Source organism: Stenotrophomonas sp. AS1, from assembly GCF_048957655.1.
Lineage (GTDB): Bacteria > Pseudomonadota > Gammaproteobacteria > Xanthomonadales > Xanthomonadaceae > Stenotrophomonas > Stenotrophomonas bentonitica_A.
On sequence record NZ_JARVXM010000010.1, the window covers coordinates 1 to 19,707 of the forward strand.

Below are 19,707 nucleotides of genomic sequence, written 5' to 3' on the forward strand. Positions count from 1 at the left end.
CTGCGCTCCATCTGCAACACTCCTGCTGCCGGTAAGCAGTCTTCAGTGTGTTGCGTCGACCGGTTGAATCCAAGGCCGATTGGAGACATCTATCGGCTTTCGGTCTTGGCGGTGCAGCACGCCCTTCTATCAACACTTTTCGGTCGATTTGACCCTTGGTAGGTCATTTGGTAGAAATAGGGGCAGCTAACAACATTCGTATCTGCGTGCGCTCAGGCGTTGTCTCGTTATTTCAGTGGTTTTCGCCTTTATCAACGGTCTTTAAGTAGGCACTACCGTTCTAAGCGGATGTGATCAAAAAGCCCTCGCACAGCGAGGGCTTTTTTGTTGGGCATGGCATGCATCCGTTACCCGGTTGGCAAGGCGCGGCTGGCTGTATTTTGAACGTTTCCCCCAAGGCCACGGGCTCCGCCCACACCACATCCACTACCATGGGCCACCCGTCTGGATGCCCCCGCATGTCCATTGTGATTCCCACGCTGCCCAAGCCACCCACCGCCCGCATCGCGGCCTGGCTGCTGATGCTGCTGGGCATGTGGCTGACCTTGAAGCTGGGCCTGGTGGTGACCCTGCTGTCGGGCCTGCTGGTGTTCCACCTGACCCACCTGCTGGCTTCCACCGTCGAGGGCAGGCTGCCGCCCGGACGTGCGCGCGCCTATTCGGTGATCGTGCTGTCGGCGCTGATCATCGGCGCGCTGACCCTGGCCGCGATCGGCATCGCCTCGTTCTTCCGCAATGAAACCGGTGGCCCCGATGCGCTGCTGATGCGCCTGATGGACATCCTCAACACCTCCCGCCACCAGGTGCCGGACCTGTTGCAGCCGTACATCCCGGAAGATCTGCAGGCCTTGCGCACGGCCATGAACGACTGGGCCGCCACCCACCGCCAGCAGCTCGGCATCGCCGGCACCTCGGCTGTGCAGATCAGCGTGCGGATCCTGATCGGCATGGTGCTGGGTGCGATGATCGCGCTGTACGACGAGCTGCCGCTGCCGAAGCTGGGGCCGCTGGCGCGCGAGCTGATCGGCCGCACCAGCCGCATGGCCACGGCCTTCCGGCAGGTGGTGTTCGCGCAGGTGAAGATCTCCCTGCTCAACACGCTGTTCACCGCCATCTTCCTGCTCGGGGTGCTGCCGCTGTTCGGGGTGCATGTGCCGCTGTCCAAGACACTGGTGCTGATCACCTTCCTGGCCGGCCTGCTGCCGGTGGTGGGCAACATCATCTCCAACACGGTCATCACCATCGTCGCGCTGTCGGTCTCGTTCTACGTGGCCGTGGTCGCGCTGCTGTACCTGGTGGTCATCCACAAGCTGGAGTACTTCCTCAACGCACGCATCGTCGGTGGCGAGATCCAGGCACGCGCCTGGGAACTGCTGCTGGCGATGCTGGTGATGGAAGCGGCGTTCGGTCTGCCAGGGCTGGTCGCCGCGCCGGTGTTCTATGCCTACATCAAGCGCGAACTGCTGGACCAGCGCTGGATCTGAGGGCCGGGCCGCGCTAGAGCTTCAGGTTCAAAGAGACATACGCCGAGCGCCCGGGGGCCGGTGAGAACATCGGCTGGTCGTCGCCGCCCCAGAAGAAGTTGTCATACCACGCATACGCGTAGTCGCGGCCGGTCAGGTTCTTCACCTGCACGTCCACGCTGACCCGCTCGGAAAGCCGATACGACGCACTGGCATCGAGCACCGCGAAGGCGCCGAACTTGCCCTGCGTGTTGCGCTCTTCAATGTAACAGTCGCCCTGCATCCGGCCCTGCAGGCCGAAGGTCCAGCGCTCGTTGCCGCGGTAGTCCACGCCGATGTTGCTGATGTAGCGCGGCGTGGCGATCACCTCGTTGCCGGCCAGGGCGGTGCCATCGGTGGTGAACGCGCGCACCACCTTGGCCTGCTGGATTGCATGCGAGCCCCACAGCGTCCAGTGGTCGCCCAGGCGCGAGGTGAACTGCAGGTCGACCCCTTCGCGACGGGTCTGGCCCAGGCCGACCGAGGTGCCGGTGGCCGGCATGTTCGCTACTTCGTCCGTCGCGTCCTGGCGCCACACCGCGATGCGCGCGTCGGTGCCGACGGCCGGGGTGAACTTGATGCCCAGTTCCTTGCCGGTGTTGATCGAGGGCCGGAAGGTCTTCTGGCCGGCGGTGAGGTAAGCCGGTGCGGTGGAACCGGTCAGCACCTGGAAGGTCCTGCCCCAGTTGGCATAGATGTTGAGGACCGGAGTGATCGCGTAGACCACGCTCAGCTTGGGCTGGCCGATGGTGCCGTAGTGCTGCAGCGGAGCGGTGACGCCACCGGGCAGGCGGGTGCTGCCGGAGAAGCGATCGACGCGGTAGGCCGGCACGATCTTCAACGCGGAGGTGGGCTGATACACGGCCTGCACGTAAGCACCGAGGTTGTCCAAGGTGTAACGGTCATCGTTCTGGATCCGCGCCGGGGTCGAGAAGTCGGTCGGGATGGCGTGGCTGTAGCGCAGCCGGCGGTACGTATTGTCCTGATGCTCGGCGTTGAATCCGCCCTCGACCGTCAGCGCAGGCGTGGCGGCCCAGGTCATCGTGCTGAGCAGGCCGGTCTGTTTCTCATCCCACTGACGACGCTGGCGCGGCGCGTTGCCGGGCACGTACGCGGTGAAGGTCACCTGCCGGTCGTCCTCGTAACGGTTGTAGTACAGCTTGTTGCTGACATGCACGACATCGCTGAGCTGCAGATCCAGATGGGTGCTGAGATGGCGCATGTCGCGGTCGTCGAAGTCGTTGGCATTCTTGAGCGCGGATCCGCGACGATCGGCTGCCAACTCTCCGGCGGTCATGAAGCCGGGCTCGTCGGCTTCGTGGTGGTACACGCGCGCGATCAGACCGAGATTGAACAGGTCATCGTCGCCGCTGTAGAACCACTTGCCGCCCAGCGAGTATTTCTTCGATCGGTCATGATCGCGGTAGCCGTCGGACGCCTGCGACGCCAGAAAATAGTTCTGCGCGACACCGTTGGCGTCGCGACCGATCGCCACCTGCGCTTCGCGGGTGTTGTAGCTGCCATAGGTGAGCCGCGCATCGGTATACGTGCCGCCCTGGCGGGTGCCGAGGTTGATGTTGCCCCCGATGTTGTGCAGGCCATAGCGCGGGTCGTTGGTACCCCGCACGACTTCGATGTAGTCGATGTCCAGCGGGAACACCATGTCGATGAAGCGCTGGTTGCCACTGTTGACGTTGCTGGGAATGCCATCGATCAGGATCTTGATCCCGTTGAGGTAGCCCTCGCCATTGAATGCACGGAAGGTCGCCTTGCCGGACTCTGCGCCCTGGCGGGTTTCGGTCAGCTGCATGCCCGGCATCTGGCCGAGCAGTTCCCAGCTGTTGGACACGTTCTTCTCATGGACCTGGTCGCCGCCCATCACATCCACCGAGGTCAGCACCCGGTGGGCGGCCAGGGGACGGTTCGCGCCTTCCCGCACGTGCACGCTGCCGAGGGTGATCGCAGCATCGGCGGATTGGGCGCGCGCTTCGCCGGCGCACAGGGCCGCCAGTACGGCGGACACCATTGCCTTGGTTCTCATCTGTTCGTGCCTCAGGAGCAGGTAGGACAGGGCGTGGACCAGCAGACACCGGACGTCTGCTGCTCTGACCTGCTAAAGAAATAATATAACATTGCAATCAAGCGTCGTTCCATCCCGTAGGCCGCTCGCGCGCCTGTGGCTTGAAGCCCCTTCCGATCGGGTCTATAACGCGCACGAAGGGCGCCGGCCGGGCCGCCCATGGTGATCGGTGTCCCCATGATCCAGCCCAATGCCCGTTCAACGCCGCGCGCCGCAATGGCCAGCGAGCCGTCCGCGTCGCAACAGATCGATGCCCGCATCCAGTCGCTGGAGGATTGGCGCGGCGAGGCGCTGTCCCGGATCCGCGCCTTGATCCACCAGGTCGATCCGGACGTGGTGGAGACATGGAAGTGGCGGGGTGTACCAGTGTGGGAGCACCACGGCATCCTGTGCACCGGGGAGACCTACAAGGCGGCCGTGAAGTTGACCTTCGCCAAGGGCGCGTCGCTTCCCGATCCCAACGGGCTGTTCAATGCGAGTCTGGAAGGCAACACCCGCCGCGCCATCGATCTGCACGAAGGCGATACGATCAACGCCACCGCGTTCAAGGCGTTGATCCGCGCGGCGATGGCGCTGAACCGGGCGGCCAGAACCGCTGCCCCGGCGCCACGCCGGAAGGCCCCCCGGCGCTCAGCCTGAATCGTCACGACGTCCTGCACTGGAACCGGCGGGCCGAATCGGGAACGATGGGGGGCTGACTCCCCCATCGATATTCCAGGATGTGCCTGTGCTGAGTGTGATCGGCTGTTTGCTTGCGTTGTATCTGGTGTGGCGCCTGATCTGGCCGTTGCGGCTGTCGCGCCCGGTCCGGATCGCGCTGGGCCTGTTGGTGGTGGCCCTGGCGCTGCACCACCGGATCGTGGCGCAGTTTGCCGGGACCATGGCGTCGCCGGAAATTCCCAAGGCGATGATCGCCGTGCTCGCCACCGGCTTCACCACGCTGCTGCTGAGCGCGGTATTCGTGCTGCTGCTGGACGCGCTGCTGCTGATCGCGTGGCTGGTGCGTGCGCGGCGCGTGCTGCCGACGCTGCGTGCGACATGGCTGCGTCCGACGGCCGGCGCATTGGCGCTGCTGCTGTCTGCCTACGGCATCTGGCAGGGCATGGCCGTGCCCAAGCCGCGTCAGATCGAGGTCGCCATCGATGGCCTGCCGGCCGCGTTCGACGGTTATCGCGTGCTGCAGCTCACCGATATCCACGCCAGCCGCCTGCTCACGGGTGCCTGGGTGGAGAAGGTGGTCGCCGAAAGCAATGCGCTCCATCCGGATCTGGTGGTGATCACCGGCGATCTGATCGACGGCAGCGTCAGCGCCCGTGCCAACGACTTCGCGCCCCTGGCCAGGCTGCACGCGCCGGATGGCGTTATCGCGATCACCGGCAACCACGAGTATTACGCGCAGTACGCCGAGTGGATGCAGGCCTTCCGCGGGCAGGGCATGCAGGTGCTGGAGAACACCCATACCCGGGTGCAGCGCGACGGGGCGACGTTGACCATCGCCGGCGTGACCGATCCAGTGGCGGCACGCTATGGCCTGCCCATGCCGGACCTCGGCGCTGCCCTGGCCGGGGCGGACCCGCAGGCACCGGTGATCCTGCTTGACCACCGCCCGGTCGAAGCCCGCGCCAACGCCGCGCACGGCGTGGCCCTGCAGCTGTCCGGCCACACGCATGGCGGGCATATTCTGGGTATGGACCAGCTGGTCAAGCGTGCCAACGGTGGCTATGTCTCCGGGCGCTACCAGGTGGACGCGATGACGCTGTACGTCAGCAACGGTGCCGGGCTTTGGCCGGGCTTCGCCGCGCGGATCGGCGTGCCCTCGGAGATCACCCTGATCACGCTGCGGGCGCGCTGATGGCGTCCGGATGTGCCATGCCCGGGGTGGTGCTGCCGGACACCGAAACCTGGACCGTCTGCGACCCGGTGGGCCGGGACTACCCGATCTGGGTGTCCCTGCCGGCCGGGTATGCGCGGGACACGCACCTGCGCTACCCGGTGCTGTATGTCACCGACGCGCTGTACAGCTTCCCGCTCGCGCGCAGCGTGCGCAACATGGTCGGGCAGGGCGGTGCGCACCTGGCGCCCTTCATCCTGGTCGGGCTGCCGCCGCAGCAGGGGCTGAGCTCGCAGCAGAGCCGCTCGCGTGACTACACCCCGACCCAACCCAGCCGCAGCCCGGGCGACGATTACACCGATGGCATCACCTACGGCGGCGCTGCGCACTACCGCGATTTCCTGGCCGACCATGTGCTGCCACAGGTCGAGGCGCGCTACCGCACCGACCCGGCGCAGCGTGCGTTTGCCGGCCATTCCTACGGTGGGCTGTTCGGTGCATACGTGCTGCTGACCCGCCCGGCGATGTTCCAGCGCTACATCCTTTCCAGCCCATCGCTCTGGTTCGACCAGCACGTGATCAACCGGATCGAGGCGGAGTACGCCGATGCCCATGCCGATCTGAACGCGCGCGTGCTGCTGTCGATCGGCGCACACGAAACCCCGGCGTCCGACGCACCGTTTGCTGCGCGCAACGACATGGTCGCGCATACGCGAGCGTTTGCCGAGTGTCTGCGCGGGCGCGGTTATCCAGGCCTCTGGCTCGAGACACGCGTGGTTGCCGATGAGGATCACCTGACGGTCTACCCGGCGATGCTCACCCGCGCGCTGCTGGCCCTGTTCCCCAGCCGGAGCACCGCCCTGGCCTTGTGAAATTTTCGCCAGTGGGCGTGCACGCCTCGGTCACCGCGCAGCGCGGAGGCTGGACGCACACGCCACGCCCACCCGGAGACCCCATGACCACGCTGACCCTGCCCGAACTGGCCAAGAAGATGGCCGGCATCGATTTCGCCATGCTGCAGACCCACACCGCCAGCGGCGAGATCGCCGGCCGGCCGATGAGCAACAACGGTGACGTGGACTACGACGGCGACAGTTATTTTTTCGCCTTCGACAGTGCCGACATGGTGGGCGAGATCGAACGCGACCCGAAGGTCGCGCTGTCCTTCACCGGCAGCAAGTCACTGCTGGGCAAGCCCCCGCTGTTCGTGGCCGTGGAAGGCCATGCCACCCTGAGCCGCGACCGCGCGACCCTGCAGGCACATTGGGTTCCGGACCTGGAACGCTGGTTCGAACAGGGCGTGGATACCCCGGGCATCGTGCTGATCCAGGTCAAGGCGACCCGTATCCACTACTGGTCCGGCGAAGACGACGGTGAGATCCGGCTGTAAGCGATGCCGGCCGCCCCCGTCAGGATCGGATGCGCAGGCTGGTCCATTCCCGGCAGGTACGCGGCGTTGACCGGCGAGGGCGAGAGCATGCTGGCGCGCTATGCGACACGTTTTTCGGCGGTGGAGATCAACTCCTCGTTCTACCGGCCACACCAGCAGCGTACCTATGAACGCTGGGCCGCGAGCGTGCCGGCTGGCTTTCGCTTTTCGGTGAAGCTGCCCAAGGCGGTGTCGCATGACGCCGCGCTGCGCGGTTGCGGCCCGGCGCTGGATCGGTTCCTCGAAGAGACCGCGGGCCTGGGCCGCAGGCTGGGCGGATTGCTGCTGCAGCTGCCGCCCAGCCATGCATTCGATGCACGGGTGGCGGCGGGTTTCTTCGGCCTGCTGCGCCGTCGCACGGATACGCCGGTGGTCTGCGAACCGCGGCATGCCAGCTGGTTCACGCCACAGGCCGAGGCGTTGCTGGGGCGGCACTCGATAGCGCGCGTCGCGGCCGATCCCGCGCGGGTTGCCGGGGCGGCCCGCCCCGGGGGGGACGCCGCGTGGCGCTACTGGCGCTGGCATGGCGCACCGCGGATGTATTACAGCGAGTACGACGAGGCGGCGCTCCAATCCCTGGCGCGTGATGTCGCGGCGCACGCCGGCAGCACGCGCTGGGTAATCTTCGACAATACCGCCCATGGGTTCGCCATCGCCAACGCAGCACGGCTGCAGGACATCCTTGGCGGCGCATCCCACCCGGGGGCCGCCGATGCCTGAAGGTCCTTCCATCGTCATCCTGCGCGAGGCGGCGGCGAAGTTCCGTGGCAAGACCGTGCGCCTGGCGACCGGCAACAGCTCACTCGACCTGACCCGCATGGAAGGCCGTCGCGTGGTCGCCCTGCGCAGCTGGGGCAAGCATTTCCTGATCGAGTTCCGAGGCTTCAGCCTGCGCGTGCACATGCTGATGTTCGGCAGCTACCGCATCGATGAGCGCAAGCCTTCCCCGCCGCGGGTATCGCTGCAGTTCGACAACGGCGAGCTCAACATCTATGCCTCGTCGGTGAAGTACATCGAAGGCGCGCTGGAGGACACCTACGACTGGCGCGGCGACGTGATGGATCCCTCGTGGGATCCCAGGCTGGCGCGCAGGAAGCTGAAGGAACACCCGGACAGCTTGATCTGCGACGCGCTGCTGGACCAGGACATCTTTGCCGGCGTGGGCAACATCATCAAGAACGAGGTGCTGTTCCGCACGCGCGTGCATCCTGAATCCACGGTCGGCGCGCTGCCATCGCGCAAGCTGGGCGAGGTCATCAAACAGGCGCGCCAGTACAGCTTCGATTTCCTGGACTGGAAGCGGCAGTTCGTCCTGCGCCAGCACTGGTTGGTGCATACCAAGCGCACCTGCCCCCACTGCGGTGGCCCACTCAGCAAGACCTACCCGGGGACGACCCGGCGGCGGACGTTCTTCTGCCCGGTCTGCCAGCTGCGCTACGGTACGGCGCCGGTCGTACGCAAGGCCGTCCGCAAGGCCGCAGGCAAGGCTGTCCGCAAGGTCGCAAAGGGCACGCCCGGGAAGGCCCCAAGGCGTTCAGCCAGGGCCACGCGCATGGCGTAGGATGGGTTGTCACACGCACGTACGCGCGTCCTGCGCGATCGACGTCCGATCGCCCTCGCTCCTTCCTCCGAGTCCTTCATGCCGCCCCGGGATGAAGACTCCCGTGTCCCACGGAGCGCTCATGCCGGGCTATACCACCCGCATCCTCACCATTCCGGTCGGCGGTCACGACTTCCGTATCCGTGCGCTCAGCGATCTGCAGCAGTTCTCCGATCCTACCGGCCGCGCCGCGCGTGCCGGCATCCACTCCTCGCTGTGGAGCCTGTTCGGCCAGATATGGCCGGCCGGGCGCGCGCTGGCCGATACCATGAGCCACTTCGACGTGGCCGGTAAGCGCATCCTGGAACTGGGCTGCGGGCTGGGCCTGTCCAGCCTGGTGCTGGCACATCGGGGCGCGGATGTCGTCGCGACGGATCACCATCCGTTGGCCGAATCCTTCCTGGCCTACAACGCAGGGCTCAACAACCTGCCGGCGGTGACCTACCGCGACCTGCCCTGGGAAGTTCCGGATGGCTCGCTGGGCCGCTTCGACCTGATCATCGGCAGCGACATCCTTTACGAACGCGGCCACGCCCACCAGATCGCCGCGATGATGCTGCGGCATGCCAAGCCCGATGCCGAACTGCTGATCACCGATCCCGGGCGTGGCAACGTCGGCGCGTTTTCGCGCGGCATGGCCCTGCAGGGCTTCGATGTGAGCGAGGAACTGGGCCTGTTCGAGGATGAGGGCGATGCGCCAGGTCACGGGCGGCTGCTGAGTTATCGGCGCGGCGCCGTCCGCCCGGCGGCCCTCGCCTGAGCGCGGGCCGGGCGCGTTGCGACGACGGCGTTCCTCCGTGACACGGCGTGCAGATCCGCTGGCGTAGGCTGTCGCCGTCCAGATGCGGCCCAGGCGGCCGGGAGAGCCCCGATGCGATGTCGTCCCCTGTCCAGCCGCGATGGCCTGCCTGTCAGCAGGACGCACGCTTGATTACGGCCAGCGCCGCGCCGGATGCGCGACCACAGACCCGCTCGATGATCATCGCTGGGCTGTCCACCGTGGTGGAGTGGTACGACTTCACGCTCTATCTGTATCTGGCCACGGTGTTGTCGCGGGTGTTCTTCGGCGGCGGCGAGAACGCGCTGCTGGCCACGCTGGCCGGGTTCGCGGTGTCGTATCTGATGCGCCCCCTGGGCGCGCTGGTGTTCGGCCATCTCGGCGATCGCTTCGGCCGGCGCTACATGCTGCTGGCCTCGATGCTGCTGATGACGCTGGCCATGCTTGCTACCGCGCTGCTGCCCACCTTCGAGAGCATCGGCGCCACCGCCGGTGTGCTGTTGTTGCTGTTGCGCTGCCTGATGGCTTTTTCGGTCGGCGGCGAATACACCGGCGTGGTGGCGTACCTGCTGGAAACCGCGCCCGTGCGGCGGCGCGGCCTGGTCACCTCGCTGGCGTCGGCCGCGAGCGAAGTGGGGGCCCTGTTGGCAGTGGCGCTGTCGGCGCTGACGGTGGCGCTGCTGAGCACGGCCCAGCTGGATGGCTGGGGCTGGCGCATTCCGTTCTTTGTCGGCGCGGCGCTGGCCGGCGCGATCCTGCTGGCGCGCTCGACCATGCATGAGTCGCCCGAGTTCGAGCGGCAGCAGGCCGAAGGCACCGTGCCGGAGTCGCCGATCCGCGACACCTGGCGGCACCACAAGGCCGCGATCGCCCGCACCTTCGCGATCTCCGCACTGGGTTCGATCACCTATTACGTCGGCATTACCTATGTGCCCGCATTCCTCGGTTCGGTGGGGCAGGTGAGTGAATCCGAAGCGCTGTGGCTCTCCACGATCGCGGCGGTGGCGGTGATCGTGGTGACGCCGCTGGCCGGCGCGTTGTCGGACCGGGTCGGTCGCCGGCCGATGTTGATCGCGTTGGCCGCCCTGTCGGCGTTGCTGCCGTTGACGATGTTCTCGGTGATGGCCGGTGGCAGCCCGCTGGCGATCGGGCTGGCCGCGGTGGTGTTGGCGTGCCTGGCCGGTGGCGTGAGTGCGGTGGCGGCACCGGCGACGGCCGAGCAGTTTCCCGGCGAGGGGCGGCTCAGCGGGCTGGCATTGGGCGTCACCATGGCGACGGCCTTCTTTGGTGGCGCCACGCCGTTGCTGGCCGAAGTCCTGGTGCGCCACACCGGCTGGTCATCGGCCCCGGGCGCGATGATCGCCGGGGTCGCCGTGCTGGTGCTGCCGGTGATGTGGACGCTGCGCGAGACGCGGCCCCGGTAGCGCCGGCCGCTGGCCGGCTCCACGCAATGTGCCGAGAAGGTAGTGCCGGCCGCTGGCCGGCTCCACGCAATGTCGGGTCTTCGAGGAGCCGGCCAGCGGCCGGCACTACCTGGATACGGTGCGTCGCCACAAAAAAACGGGCCGCCGGAAGGCGACCCGTTCGTTCAACACAGCGATGTCGTCAAGCCTCAGTATTTCCAGCGCAGGCTCAACGCGACGAAACGCGGCTCGCCGTAGTTGTTGTAATCCAGGTTGGCCCAGTAGGTCTTGTCCAGCGCGTTGCGCACGCTCAGGGTCGCGGTCCAGCTGTCGCTGAGGCGGTAGTTGGCGTTGAACTGCACCAGCGCGTACGCCGGCTGGTTCACCGTCACCGTGCCGCCGAGCGGATAAGGAACGTTGTAGCCCTGCACCTTGCTCTGCCACTGCACGCCCGCACCCACGCTCAGGCGTTCGAGCGCGCCGCGCAGCCGCACCTGGGTGTTGAGCTGCAGCAGGTCCTCGGCCGGGTTGGCGTACAGCAGATCAGTGGCGGCACGGGTCACCTTGACGTGGGTGAAGCCGGCATTGACCGTCCAGCCCGGCAGGATTTCGCCGTTGACGTCCAGTTCCCAGCCGCGTGCCTTGGTCCCGTTGATGCCGATGTAGGCCGAGCTGCCATCGCTGAGCGAGCGCTCCGGCACGCTCGTGTCCAGCACCGCGTAGTTGTCCTGCTTGGCCTCGAACACAGCCGCATTGGCGGTCAGGCGACCGTCGAACCACTGCGACTTGATGCCCGCTTCCAGGTTCGAGCCCTCCACCGGCGCCAGCAGGTTTTCGTTGCGGTCCTTGAAGTTCTGCGGATTGAAGATCTCGGTGTAGCTGGCATACGCCGCGACCTGCGGGGTGATGTCGTAGACCAGGCCCACATAGGGCGTGACTTCGTCCGTCACCTTGTAGGCGCCGCTGGTGCCGGTGTAGGCCCCGGTCGTGCCGTAGGCGCGGGTCAGCGTCTCCCAGCGGCTCAGCCGCGCGCCGGCGATCAGTGCCAGCGGGTCGGCCAGGCGCAGGCGGGTGGCCACGTAGAAACCGCTCTGCGTGGTCTTGGCGACCCGGCGTGCACCGGTACGCGAATAGGTCACTTCGGAGATGTCGCCATCCCAGGTGCGGATGTCCGGGATGTAGTAGCAGCGCTCGGTGCCGCACCGCGCCCAGTCGGTCGGGTAGCGCAGGGCGATGGTGTTGGTGGTGCCTTCCAGGTCCGCCCACTGGCCGCCCACGGTCAGGTCGTGTTCGCGGCCGAACAGCGAGAACGTGCCGCTCAGGTAGGCATCGACGTTGCGCCGGGTGTCTTCCGAATCACCGGCGGCAGTGCGCAGGAAGATGCCCGCGCCGGTGGCCGGATCGGGGTAGCCGCTGCCGTAGACGCGCACGTTCTGCACGTTGCCCCGGGTGTAGGCGGTGTTGATCTTCAGCAGCCAGTTCTCGCCGAAACGCTGCTCCAGGTTGGCGAACGCCGTGCTCGTCTCGCGCTGCCAGTAGCTCCACTTCGGGGCGACGTTGGTCGAGCGCGGCAGGTGCGCGAAGTCGCCCTGGCTGTTGAAGAACGGCACGGTGCCCCAGGTCGAGCCGACCGGGTTGTTGTCCTGGGTCTGGTAGCCCACGGTCACGGTGGTGCTGTCGGTCAGGTCACCTTCCAGCACGGCCATGCCGGCCATCTTGTTCTCGTGGTAGCGATCGTAATACAGATCGCGGTCGGTGTAGGCGGCGACCACTCGGCTGCGGAAGCGGCCATCGGCGGTCAGCGGCGCGGTCACGTCGGCCTCCATGCGCTGGTAGTCCCAGCTGCCGGCGCTCACTGCGAAGGAGGCATCGAATTCCTTGCCCGGGCGCTTGCGCAGCAGGTTGACCGTCGCCGATGGCACGCCGGCGCCGCTCAGCAGGCCGTTGGCACCGCGGATCACTTCGACGCGATCGTAGAAGGCGGTGTCGTACTCCTGGTTGGTCGAACCGCTGTAGGTGGGGATGCCATCGACCTGGAAATCAGTGATGGGAAAGCCGCGGGCGTAATAGAGCGGACGCTGGGTGTCGTAGAAGGAGACGCTTACGCCGGTGACGTTGCGCATGACGTCGTTGATGCTGAACAGCGATTCGTCCTGCAGGCGCTGGAGCCCGATCGAGGTCGCCGACTGCGGGGTTTCCTGCAGGCTGATCGGCAGGCGGGTGGTGCTGGATGGCATCGCGCGCGCACCGACCACGCTGACCTTGTCCAGGGTCTTCGCATCGGCAGTGCTGCTGGTATCTGCCAGCGCATCGGCGAAGGCCTGCGGGGCGGTCAGCGAAAGGGCGGAAAGCAGGGCCAGGGCCAGCGGGGCACGGCGGGAGCGGAACGGGTGGGCGCGGAGCGACATGGGGGTCTCTGGACGGGAAGTAGGGAAGAAAGGCAACAGGCAGGCAACGCCGGCGCGCAGGCGCCAGGCACGGTAGGTCCATCCTGGGAAAGCAGGTTGCCGGGCAGCTGCGGGGAGACGGCAGTCCGTTGAGACCGTCCAGTACCCGTAGCGACAACCCTGCGATGCGCAAATGTAAATCGTTCTCAGTCGCTTTACAATTCTTGAACAATCGGGCGCGTCCGCGTAAACGTCCGGGCCGCAACGTCACCGGACCTGAAACGCAACCGGCCACCGCAAGGGTGGCCGGAGGGAAAACCGTGGCCAGGCCCGCAGGCCCGCCGCGGCAGGCTTACAGCGCCTGCAGTTCTTCGTTGGCGTTGCGCTTGGCCTCGGCCGGCTGGGTGGCCGGCGGCGGGGTCAGCATCACGGCCGGGCTGGTCTCGCCCGGCACGTCCAGGTACGGCAGCTTCAGCGTATCGCTGGTCAGGCGGCGGATCTCGTTGGTCAACGCCGGGCTGTCGTTGAGCTTGCGCCCATACGAGGGCACGATCTCCTTCAGGCGCGCTTCCCAGCCGGCGGCCATCTGCTCGGGGAAGGCCTTCTTGAGCAGGTCCAGCATGATCGGCGGCGACGTCGATGCACCCGGCGAAGCGCCGAGCAGGGCGGCCAGGGTGTGGTCCTGGTCGGTCACGATCTCGGTGCCGAACTGCAGGATCGAGCCCTTTTCCGGGTCCTTCTTGATGATCTGCACGCGCTGGCCGGCGGTGACCAGCGTCCAGTCCTCGCGCTTGGCGTTGGGGTAGTACTTGACCAGCTCGGCCTGGCGGTCGTCATCGTTCAGGCGTGCCTGACCCATCAGGTACTTCACCAGGTCCAGGTTCTCCAGGCCCACGCCCATCATCCCGGCCACGTTGTTGTGGTTCACCGAGGAATACAGGTCGAACCACGAGCCGTGCTTGAGGAACTTGGTGCTGTACAGCGCGAACGGCCCGAACAGCACGACCGGCTTGCCATCCAGCTTGCGTGCGTCCAGATGCGGGACCGACATCGGCGGCGAGCCGGTTTCGGCCATGCCGTAGGCCTTGACCGAATGGCGGCCGGCCACCTGCGGCGACTGGAAGGCCAGGAACTGGCCACCGACCGGGAAGCCGGCGTAGTTCTTCGATTCCGGGATGCCCGACAGCTGCAGCAGCTTGAGCGCGGCGCCACCGGCACCGATGAACACGAAGCGCGACTTGACGGTGGACTCGTTGTCGGACTTCAGGTCCTTGACGGTCACGTTCCAGCTCTTGTCGTCGTTCTGGCGCAGGGCACGCACTTCATGGTTGAGGTGCAGGCTGAAGTTCGGGCTGCGCTGCAGGCCAGCGGTCAGCTGACGGGTGATCACGCCGAAGTTGACGTCGGTACCCAGCGGCATCCAGGTCGCGGCGACCTTCTGCTTCGGGTCGCGGCCTTCCATCAGCAGCGGGGCCCACTGCTTGATCTGCGCGGCGTCCTCGGAATACTGCATGCCGTAGAACAGCGGGTTCTTGACCAGTGCCTGCTGGCGCTTGTGCAGGTAGGCGATGTTCTCATCGCCCCAGACGAAGCTCATGTGCGGGGTCGGGTTGATGAAATCGCTGGGCTGGCTCAGGCGCCCTTCGCGCACCTGGTGGGACCAGAACTGGCGTGAGATCTCGAACTGCTCGGCGATGCCGACCGCGCGCTTGGTCTCGATGCTGCCGTCGGGCAGTTCCGGGGTGTAGTTCAGTTCGGCGAACGCGGAGTGGCCGGTGCCGGCGTTGTTCCAACCGTCCGAACTTTCCAGGGCAACCCCGTCCAGGCGCTCATAGACCTGGATGTTCCAGTCCGGTTGCAGCTCCTGCAGGAACGTGGCGAGCGTGATGCTCATGATGCCGCCGCCGATCAGGACGACGTCGACCGGCTTGTCGTTGCCGGCGGCCGGGACCGAGCGCTGATGCAGCGGCCAGTACAGGAACAGGGCCGCTGCCAACAGCAACAGCACGAGCAGGCCGAGGACGACCTTCGCTAGTTTTTTCATGGGGATCTCAGGTAGGGAGACATGGGAAGGATGCCGCCGCTGCCGGGAACGCCCGTGAAGACGGGCGTCACAGCGGTACCTTGATCGCAATTTTAGCCCGTTCCGGTACGGATTTGGTGCAACGCAGCATCCGGTGGCTGTGCCGGACCGGCTCAGTCGCTGGCGAGAGTGAAGTACTCCAGGAGGAAATAGCTGGCTTGATAGGCCAGTGCTATCAGAGCCAATAACAGATGCGCACGCCGCTGGCGCAGGGCGAAGCCCAGCCCGGCGATCCCCAGCATCACCACGGTATGCACCCAGTAAGCGTCCCCCAGCATCTGCCAGCGGCTGTGGCCCTTGATGGCGGTATCCACCAGATCCAACAGCGTGACCAGCGCCAACATCCCGAAGAAGCCGCCGCGGCGCTGCAGCAGGTAGTTCTCATAGCTGCCGAACTCGCGCACGTCGTCGGGAAACAGCAGCACGCAGAGCAGGTACCACGACGCGCAGTAGGCGATCACGAACAGATACAGCTCGAAGGTCCACTGCCGGACCTCGCCCAGCCGGAACTCCCACCACCAGAAGGTCACCACCGAAATCAGCGCCCAGACCACCCAGCACAGGTGGATCAGCGAGCAGCCGCGTCGTTTGGGGTGCTCGATGATGCCCGCCAGCCCGCGCAGCAGGGTGGTGATGCTCAGGCCGAGGATGATGCTGAGCACCACGCGGATGTGCAGGTAGACCGGATCGGTGTCCATCGACGTGCCCGCGGCTGGGATGCGCCGATGCTGCATCGGGGCGGGTCATCGGGTCGTGTAGGGCGGCGTGCGGCCCCGGCACGACAGCCGACCAGCGGTCGCCTCTACCGGTCGGGGTTATCGCTTCTTGCGCACCAGCGTCGCCGAGGCCGCCAGCACTGCCCGGGTCAGCAGCGCCATGGTCTGCACATCGCCTTTCCAGTGCTGCCAGTACAGCGGCACGTCTTCCCACGCGCGCTGCTTCATGTGCACCAGGCGCCCGGCATCCAGGTGGCGTTTGACCAGCGGCAGCGGGTTCATGGTCCAGCCCAGCCCGCCCAGGTTCGCCTGCACGAACGCGCGGGTGGAGGGAATCCACCAGGTCGGTGCGGTCAGCGGCAGGTCGTTGCCCGCCAGGCGCCGGGCGAAGCGGGCCTGCATGTCGTCCTTGCGGTTGAACACCAACACCGGCGCCTGGGCCAGCGACTGTGCATTGACCCCCTTGGCGAAGTACTGCTCATGGAAGGCCGGGGTGCAGGTGGCGGCGTAGCGGATGCTGCCCAGCGCGTGGATCTGGCAGCCCTGCACCGGCTCGTCCAGGGTGGTCACCGCGCCCAGCACGGCCCCCTGGCGCAGCAGGGCCACGGTGTGGTCCTGGTCTTCCGAGCGCAGGTCCAGGGTGGTGCCGGTCTGCCGCGCGAACTGCAGGGCGGCTTCGGGGAACCAGGTCTCCAGGCTGTCATGGTTCACCGCCACGGGGATGCTGGCGTGCGGCAGGTCCTCATCGGCGATGCCCATGCGGTGCAGCGCATCGTGCTCGAGCAGGGCGGTCTGTTCGGCCAGCTGCACCAGCACCTGGCCCTCGGTGGTGGCGACCGCTGGGGAAGAACGTTTGACCAGCAGGCGGCCGACCCGGTCCTCCAGCGCCTTGACCCGCTGGGAGACGGCCGAGGCGGTGACATTGAGCGACTGCGCGGCCCGTTCGAAGCTGCCTTCCCGGATCACCGCCGCCAGGGCGCGGAGCTGGGCATGGTCGATGCGCATGATCTTAAGTTCCGCTAAAGATGGTTAAGTAAGTTTAGCTCTACTTTTTCATGTTGCGGCGCGACAATATGCGCCATCCGGTGCTGTACGCCTTGGCGAGGCACCGCCCCCCAGCACGACACAGGTGGTATCCCATGTTTTCGATCATTTCCGGCGGCGCCGGGCTGAGCGCGTGGCTCAGTGGTGCCGCAACCGGCATCGGCCTGTTTGCGGTGGTCGGCGCGCAGAGCGCGTTCATCCTGCGCCAGGGCATCCTGCGCAAGCACATCATTCCGGTGGTGGCGACGTGTGCCGCCATCGATGGCATCTTCATCTTCGCCAGCGTGGCCGGCCTGCGCACGCTGACCCAGGCGCTGCCGTGGCTCACCACCGTGGTGCTGTGGGGCGGCGTCGCCTTCCTGGCCTGGTACGCCTGGCAGTCGGCGCGGCGCGCGCTGGCCGGCGGTGGCGGCATGCACGTGGACGAGGGCGACAGCACCTCGCGCCGCGCGGTGCTGATCTCGGCGGTCGGTTTCTCGCTGATCAATCCGCATTTCTGGCTGGACATGATGGTGATCGGCGGTATCGCCGAAAACTTCGGCAATGCGCGCATGGCCTTCGCCGCCGGCGTGTTCACCGCCAGCTGCCTGTGGCTGACCGCCCAGGGCCTGGGGGCACGCCTGCTGGCGCCACTGTTCACCAAGCCCAAGACCTGGCGCATCCTCGACGGCACCATCGCGGTGATTCTGTCGATCCTGGCGCTCAGCCTCGCGTTCCGCGGCATGCATTGAACTCTCTCCTCGATGCAGGTCCTGGAAATGGCACCGTTCGCGGTGCCATTTTTTTTGCATCAGCAGGAACATCCCTCTGGTTGGCAGCTCGATCTTCCGCCTAGAATCGCGATCCCGGACATGAGGTCCGATGCAGCAGGGGGAAAGGATGAAGCACGTACAAAGGTTGGGATTGCTGGTATTGCTGGCCATTACGGGCCAGGCCGGCGCGGTGGATCTGGAGCGCTACCTGCGCCGGGATGCCTTCACCGATATCAAGATTTCGCCGAACGGCGACTATTACGCGGCCACCGTGCCGATGGAAGATCGCACCGCCCTGGCGATTCTGCGCAGGAACGGGGGCGAGGTGGTGGGCTCGTTCGTGCCGCCCAGGAACAATCACGCCAATCATTTCGACTGGGTCAGCGCAGAACGTGTGCTGATCGGCCTGGCCGAGAAGCAGGGTTCGCTGGACCAGCCGCGCATGACCGGCGAGCTGTATGCCATGAACGCCAACGGCGGGCGCGGCGAGTTGCTGGTCGGCTACCGCGCGCAGGACAACGGCCCGGGTACCCGCATCCAGCAGAAAAAAGTGGAGGCCGTGGCCGCGTTCCTCGCCGATGATCTGCCCGCGGACGAGCGCAACGTGCTGGTCACGATCTGGCCATTCAACGATGACCCGTTCACCCGTGCCGACCGGATGGATGTCACCACCGGCCGTCGCCAGACCGTGGCGCGCTCGCCCGTACGCCGCGCCGATTTCGTCACCGACAACCAGGGCCAGGTGCGTTTCGCCCATGGTGCGGGAACCGACAACGTCAACAAGCTGTACTACCGCGAAGGATCGGGCACGACCTGGAAGCTCGTCAACGATGAAGCCTTGAACGGGCGGATCGAAACGGCGATCGGCTTCTCCGAAGACGGTCGGCTTGCGTATTTCAACACCGAGATGCCGCAGGGCCCCGACGCCATCGTGTCCTGGGATCCGGTGACCGAAGAGCGCAGGCTCGTGCTGCGCGATCCCGTGGTGGACGTGCACAAATACATCTACCGGCCCGGCACCTCGATCCCGGTGGGCGCGCTCTACCTGGGTGACACGCCACGCACCCGCTTCTTCGACGAACAGGGCCCCGATGCGCGGTTGTATCGCAGCCTGGAAGCGGCGTTCGGGGGCGATGCGGTCTTCGTCACGTCCAGTACCCGCGACGGCCGGCAGCTGATGGTGGAGGCGTGGTCCGGGCGCAACCCGGGCGATTTCTACATCTTCGACAACGTGGCCAAGAAAGCGGACCACGTCATCAGCCGCAGCAACTGGATCGACCCGGCCGCCACCGCAGAGGTACGCCCGGTGGCCCTGAAGGCACGTGACGGGCTGCCGCTGCACGGCTACCTGACCGTGCCCGCCAAGGCCGCTGCCAAGTCGCTTCCGATGGTGGTGATACCGCATGGCGGGCCTTACGGTCCGTTCGATACCGGCGGGTACGACGCGGAAAGCCAGATGCTTGCCGATGCCGGGTACGCTGTCCTGCAGGTCAACTTCCGCGGCTCGGGCAACTACGGGCGCGCCCATCGGTCCGCGGGTGCCCGCCAGTGGGGCGGCACCATGCAGGACGATCTGACCGATGCAACCCGCTGGGCGATCCGGGAGGGCATTGCCGACGCCTCGCGGATCTGCATCTATGGCGCCAGCTATGGCGGTTATGCGGCGATGATGGGGGCGGCGAAGGAGCCAGGGCTGTACCGGTGCGCCGCCGGGTATGTAGGTGTCTACGACCTGCCGATCATGTTCACCAGTGGCGATATCCAGCGCCGCGGCTCGGGCGAGACCTACCTCAAGGAATGGATCGGCGAGCGCGCCCAGTTGGCGGCGGTATCGCCGGTGAACCTGGCCGACCGCATCACGGTGCCGGTGTTCCTTGCCGCCGGTGGCGAAGACGAGCGCGCCCCGATCCAGCACACCAGGCGGATGGAAGCGGCGCTGAGAAAGGCCGGCGTGCCCGTGGAGGCGTTGTACTACCCGACCGAAGGCCACGGTTTCTACACCGATCCGCACCGTCGCGAGTACTACACCAAGCTGCTGGCGTTCCTCTCCAACAGCTTGGGCGGAGAGACGGCCTCGGCGTCCGCGCAGCCTTGATCGCTTC

15 protein-coding genes and 1 pseudogene are annotated in these 19,707 nt (G+C 66.4%); 11 read left to right on the forward strand and 5 right to left on the reverse strand.

Annotation, left to right across the window (positions count from 1 at the left end; genetic code table 11):
* Positions 1-458: 458 nt before the first annotated feature.
* Positions 459-1,484, forward strand: coding sequence for an AI-2E family transporter (locus tag PV764_RS18940; protein ID WP_070473469.1), 1,026 nt, complete (start codon positions 459-461; stop codon positions 1,482-1,484).
* Positions 1,485-1,497: 13 nt separating this feature from the next.
* Here PV764_RS18940 and PV764_RS18945 read toward each other — a convergent pair whose 3' ends face one another.
* Entirely contained in the window at positions 1,498-3,543 is a 2,046-nt protein-coding gene (locus PV764_RS18945; protein WP_421117282.1) for a TonB-dependent receptor, read from the reverse strand.
* 216 nt (positions 3,544-3,759) lie between these two features.
* On the opposite strand from PV764_RS18945, the gene PV764_RS18950 reads away from it, so the two are divergent.
* From PV764_RS18950 to PV764_RS18985, 8 genes and pseudogenes are all read left to right on the forward strand, one after another.
* Positions 3,760-4,221 carry a DUF1801 domain-containing protein gene (locus PV764_RS18950; protein WP_421117283.1) on the forward strand — a complete coding sequence of 154 codons (462 nt, stop codon included), beginning with the start codon at positions 3,760-3,762 and terminating at the stop codon, positions 4,219-4,221.
* 88 nt (positions 4,222-4,309) lie between these two features.
* On the forward strand, positions 4,310-5,434 hold the full coding sequence (locus PV764_RS18955; protein ID WP_421117285.1) for a metallophosphoesterase: 1,125 nt from the start codon (positions 4,310-4,312) through the stop codon (positions 5,432-5,434).
* 17 nt (positions 5,435-5,451) lie between these two features.
* A complete protein-coding gene (locus tag PV764_RS18960; RefSeq protein ID WP_421117287.1) occupies positions 5,452-6,285 on the forward strand; it encodes an alpha/beta hydrolase in 834 nt (277 codons plus the stop codon).
* A gap of 83 nt (positions 6,286-6,368) precedes the next feature.
* The gene (locus PV764_RS18965) at positions 6,369-6,803 is read left to right on the forward strand and encodes a pyridoxamine 5'-phosphate oxidase family protein (protein WP_019186208.1); all 435 of its coding nucleotides are present in this window, start codon (positions 6,369-6,371) and stop codon (positions 6,801-6,803) included.
* A 3-nt stretch (positions 6,804-6,806) separates the two neighbouring features.
* Positions 6,807-7,562 (forward strand): DUF72 domain-containing protein, encoded by a 756-nt coding sequence (locus PV764_RS18970; protein WP_421117289.1) that lies wholly within the window; start codon positions 6,807-6,809, stop codon positions 7,560-7,562.
* Positions 7,555-8,280 (forward strand): annotated as a pseudogene (locus tag PV764_RS18975) (DNA-formamidopyrimidine glycosylase family protein); the annotation flags it as partial. The gene PV764_RS18970 and the pseudogene PV764_RS18975, both read left to right, overlap by 8 nt.
* 244 nt (positions 8,281-8,524) lie before the next feature.
* Entirely contained in the window at positions 8,525-9,202 is a 678-nt protein-coding gene (locus tag PV764_RS18980) for a class I SAM-dependent methyltransferase (protein ID WP_019186205.1), read from the forward strand.
* Between the two features lie 215 nt (positions 9,203-9,417).
* A complete protein-coding gene (locus PV764_RS18985) occupies positions 9,418-10,644 on the forward strand; it encodes an MFS transporter (RefSeq protein ID WP_421117403.1) in 1,227 nt (408 codons plus the stop codon).
* 188 nt (positions 10,645-10,832) lie between these two features.
* Here PV764_RS18985 and PV764_RS18990 read toward each other — a convergent pair whose 3' ends face one another.
* The 4 genes from PV764_RS18990 to PV764_RS19005 form a co-directional block, all read right to left on the reverse strand.
* The gene (locus PV764_RS18990; RefSeq protein ID WP_421117290.1) at positions 10,833-13,031 is read right to left on the reverse strand and encodes a TonB-dependent siderophore receptor; all 2,199 of its coding nucleotides are present in this window, start codon (positions 13,029-13,031) and stop codon (positions 10,833-10,835) included.
* Between the two features lie 331 nt (positions 13,032-13,362).
* The gene (gene mqo, locus PV764_RS18995) at positions 13,363-15,054 is read right to left on the reverse strand and encodes a malate dehydrogenase (quinone) (RefSeq protein ID WP_399621249.1); all 1,692 of its coding nucleotides are present in this window, start codon (positions 15,052-15,054) and stop codon (positions 13,363-13,365) included.
* 152 nt (positions 15,055-15,206) lie between these two features.
* Complete coding sequence (locus tag PV764_RS19000; protein WP_421117291.1) at positions 15,207-15,791, reverse strand: hypothetical protein; 585 nt, start codon at positions 15,789-15,791, stop codon at positions 15,207-15,209.
* A 117-nt stretch (positions 15,792-15,908) separates the two neighbouring features.
* On the reverse strand, positions 15,909-16,814 hold the full coding sequence (locus tag PV764_RS19005) for a LysR family transcriptional regulator ArgP (protein ID WP_046272993.1): 906 nt from the start codon (positions 16,812-16,814) through the stop codon (positions 15,909-15,911).
* Positions 16,815-16,948: 134 nt separating this feature from the next.
* Here PV764_RS19005 and PV764_RS19010 point away from each other — a divergent pair, with 134 nt between their 5' ends.
* Together PV764_RS19010 and PV764_RS19015 are read left to right on the forward strand one after the other, a co-directional pair.
* On the forward strand, positions 16,949-17,584 hold the full coding sequence (locus PV764_RS19010; protein WP_019184554.1) for a LysE/ArgO family amino acid transporter: 636 nt from the start codon (positions 16,949-16,951) through the stop codon (positions 17,582-17,584).
* Positions 17,585-17,732: 148 nt separating this feature from the next.
* Complete coding sequence (locus tag PV764_RS19015) at positions 17,733-19,700, forward strand: alpha/beta hydrolase family protein (RefSeq protein ID WP_421117292.1); 1,968 nt, start codon at positions 17,733-17,735, stop codon at positions 19,698-19,700.
* The last annotated feature ends 7 nt before the right edge of the window (positions 19,701-19,707 follow it).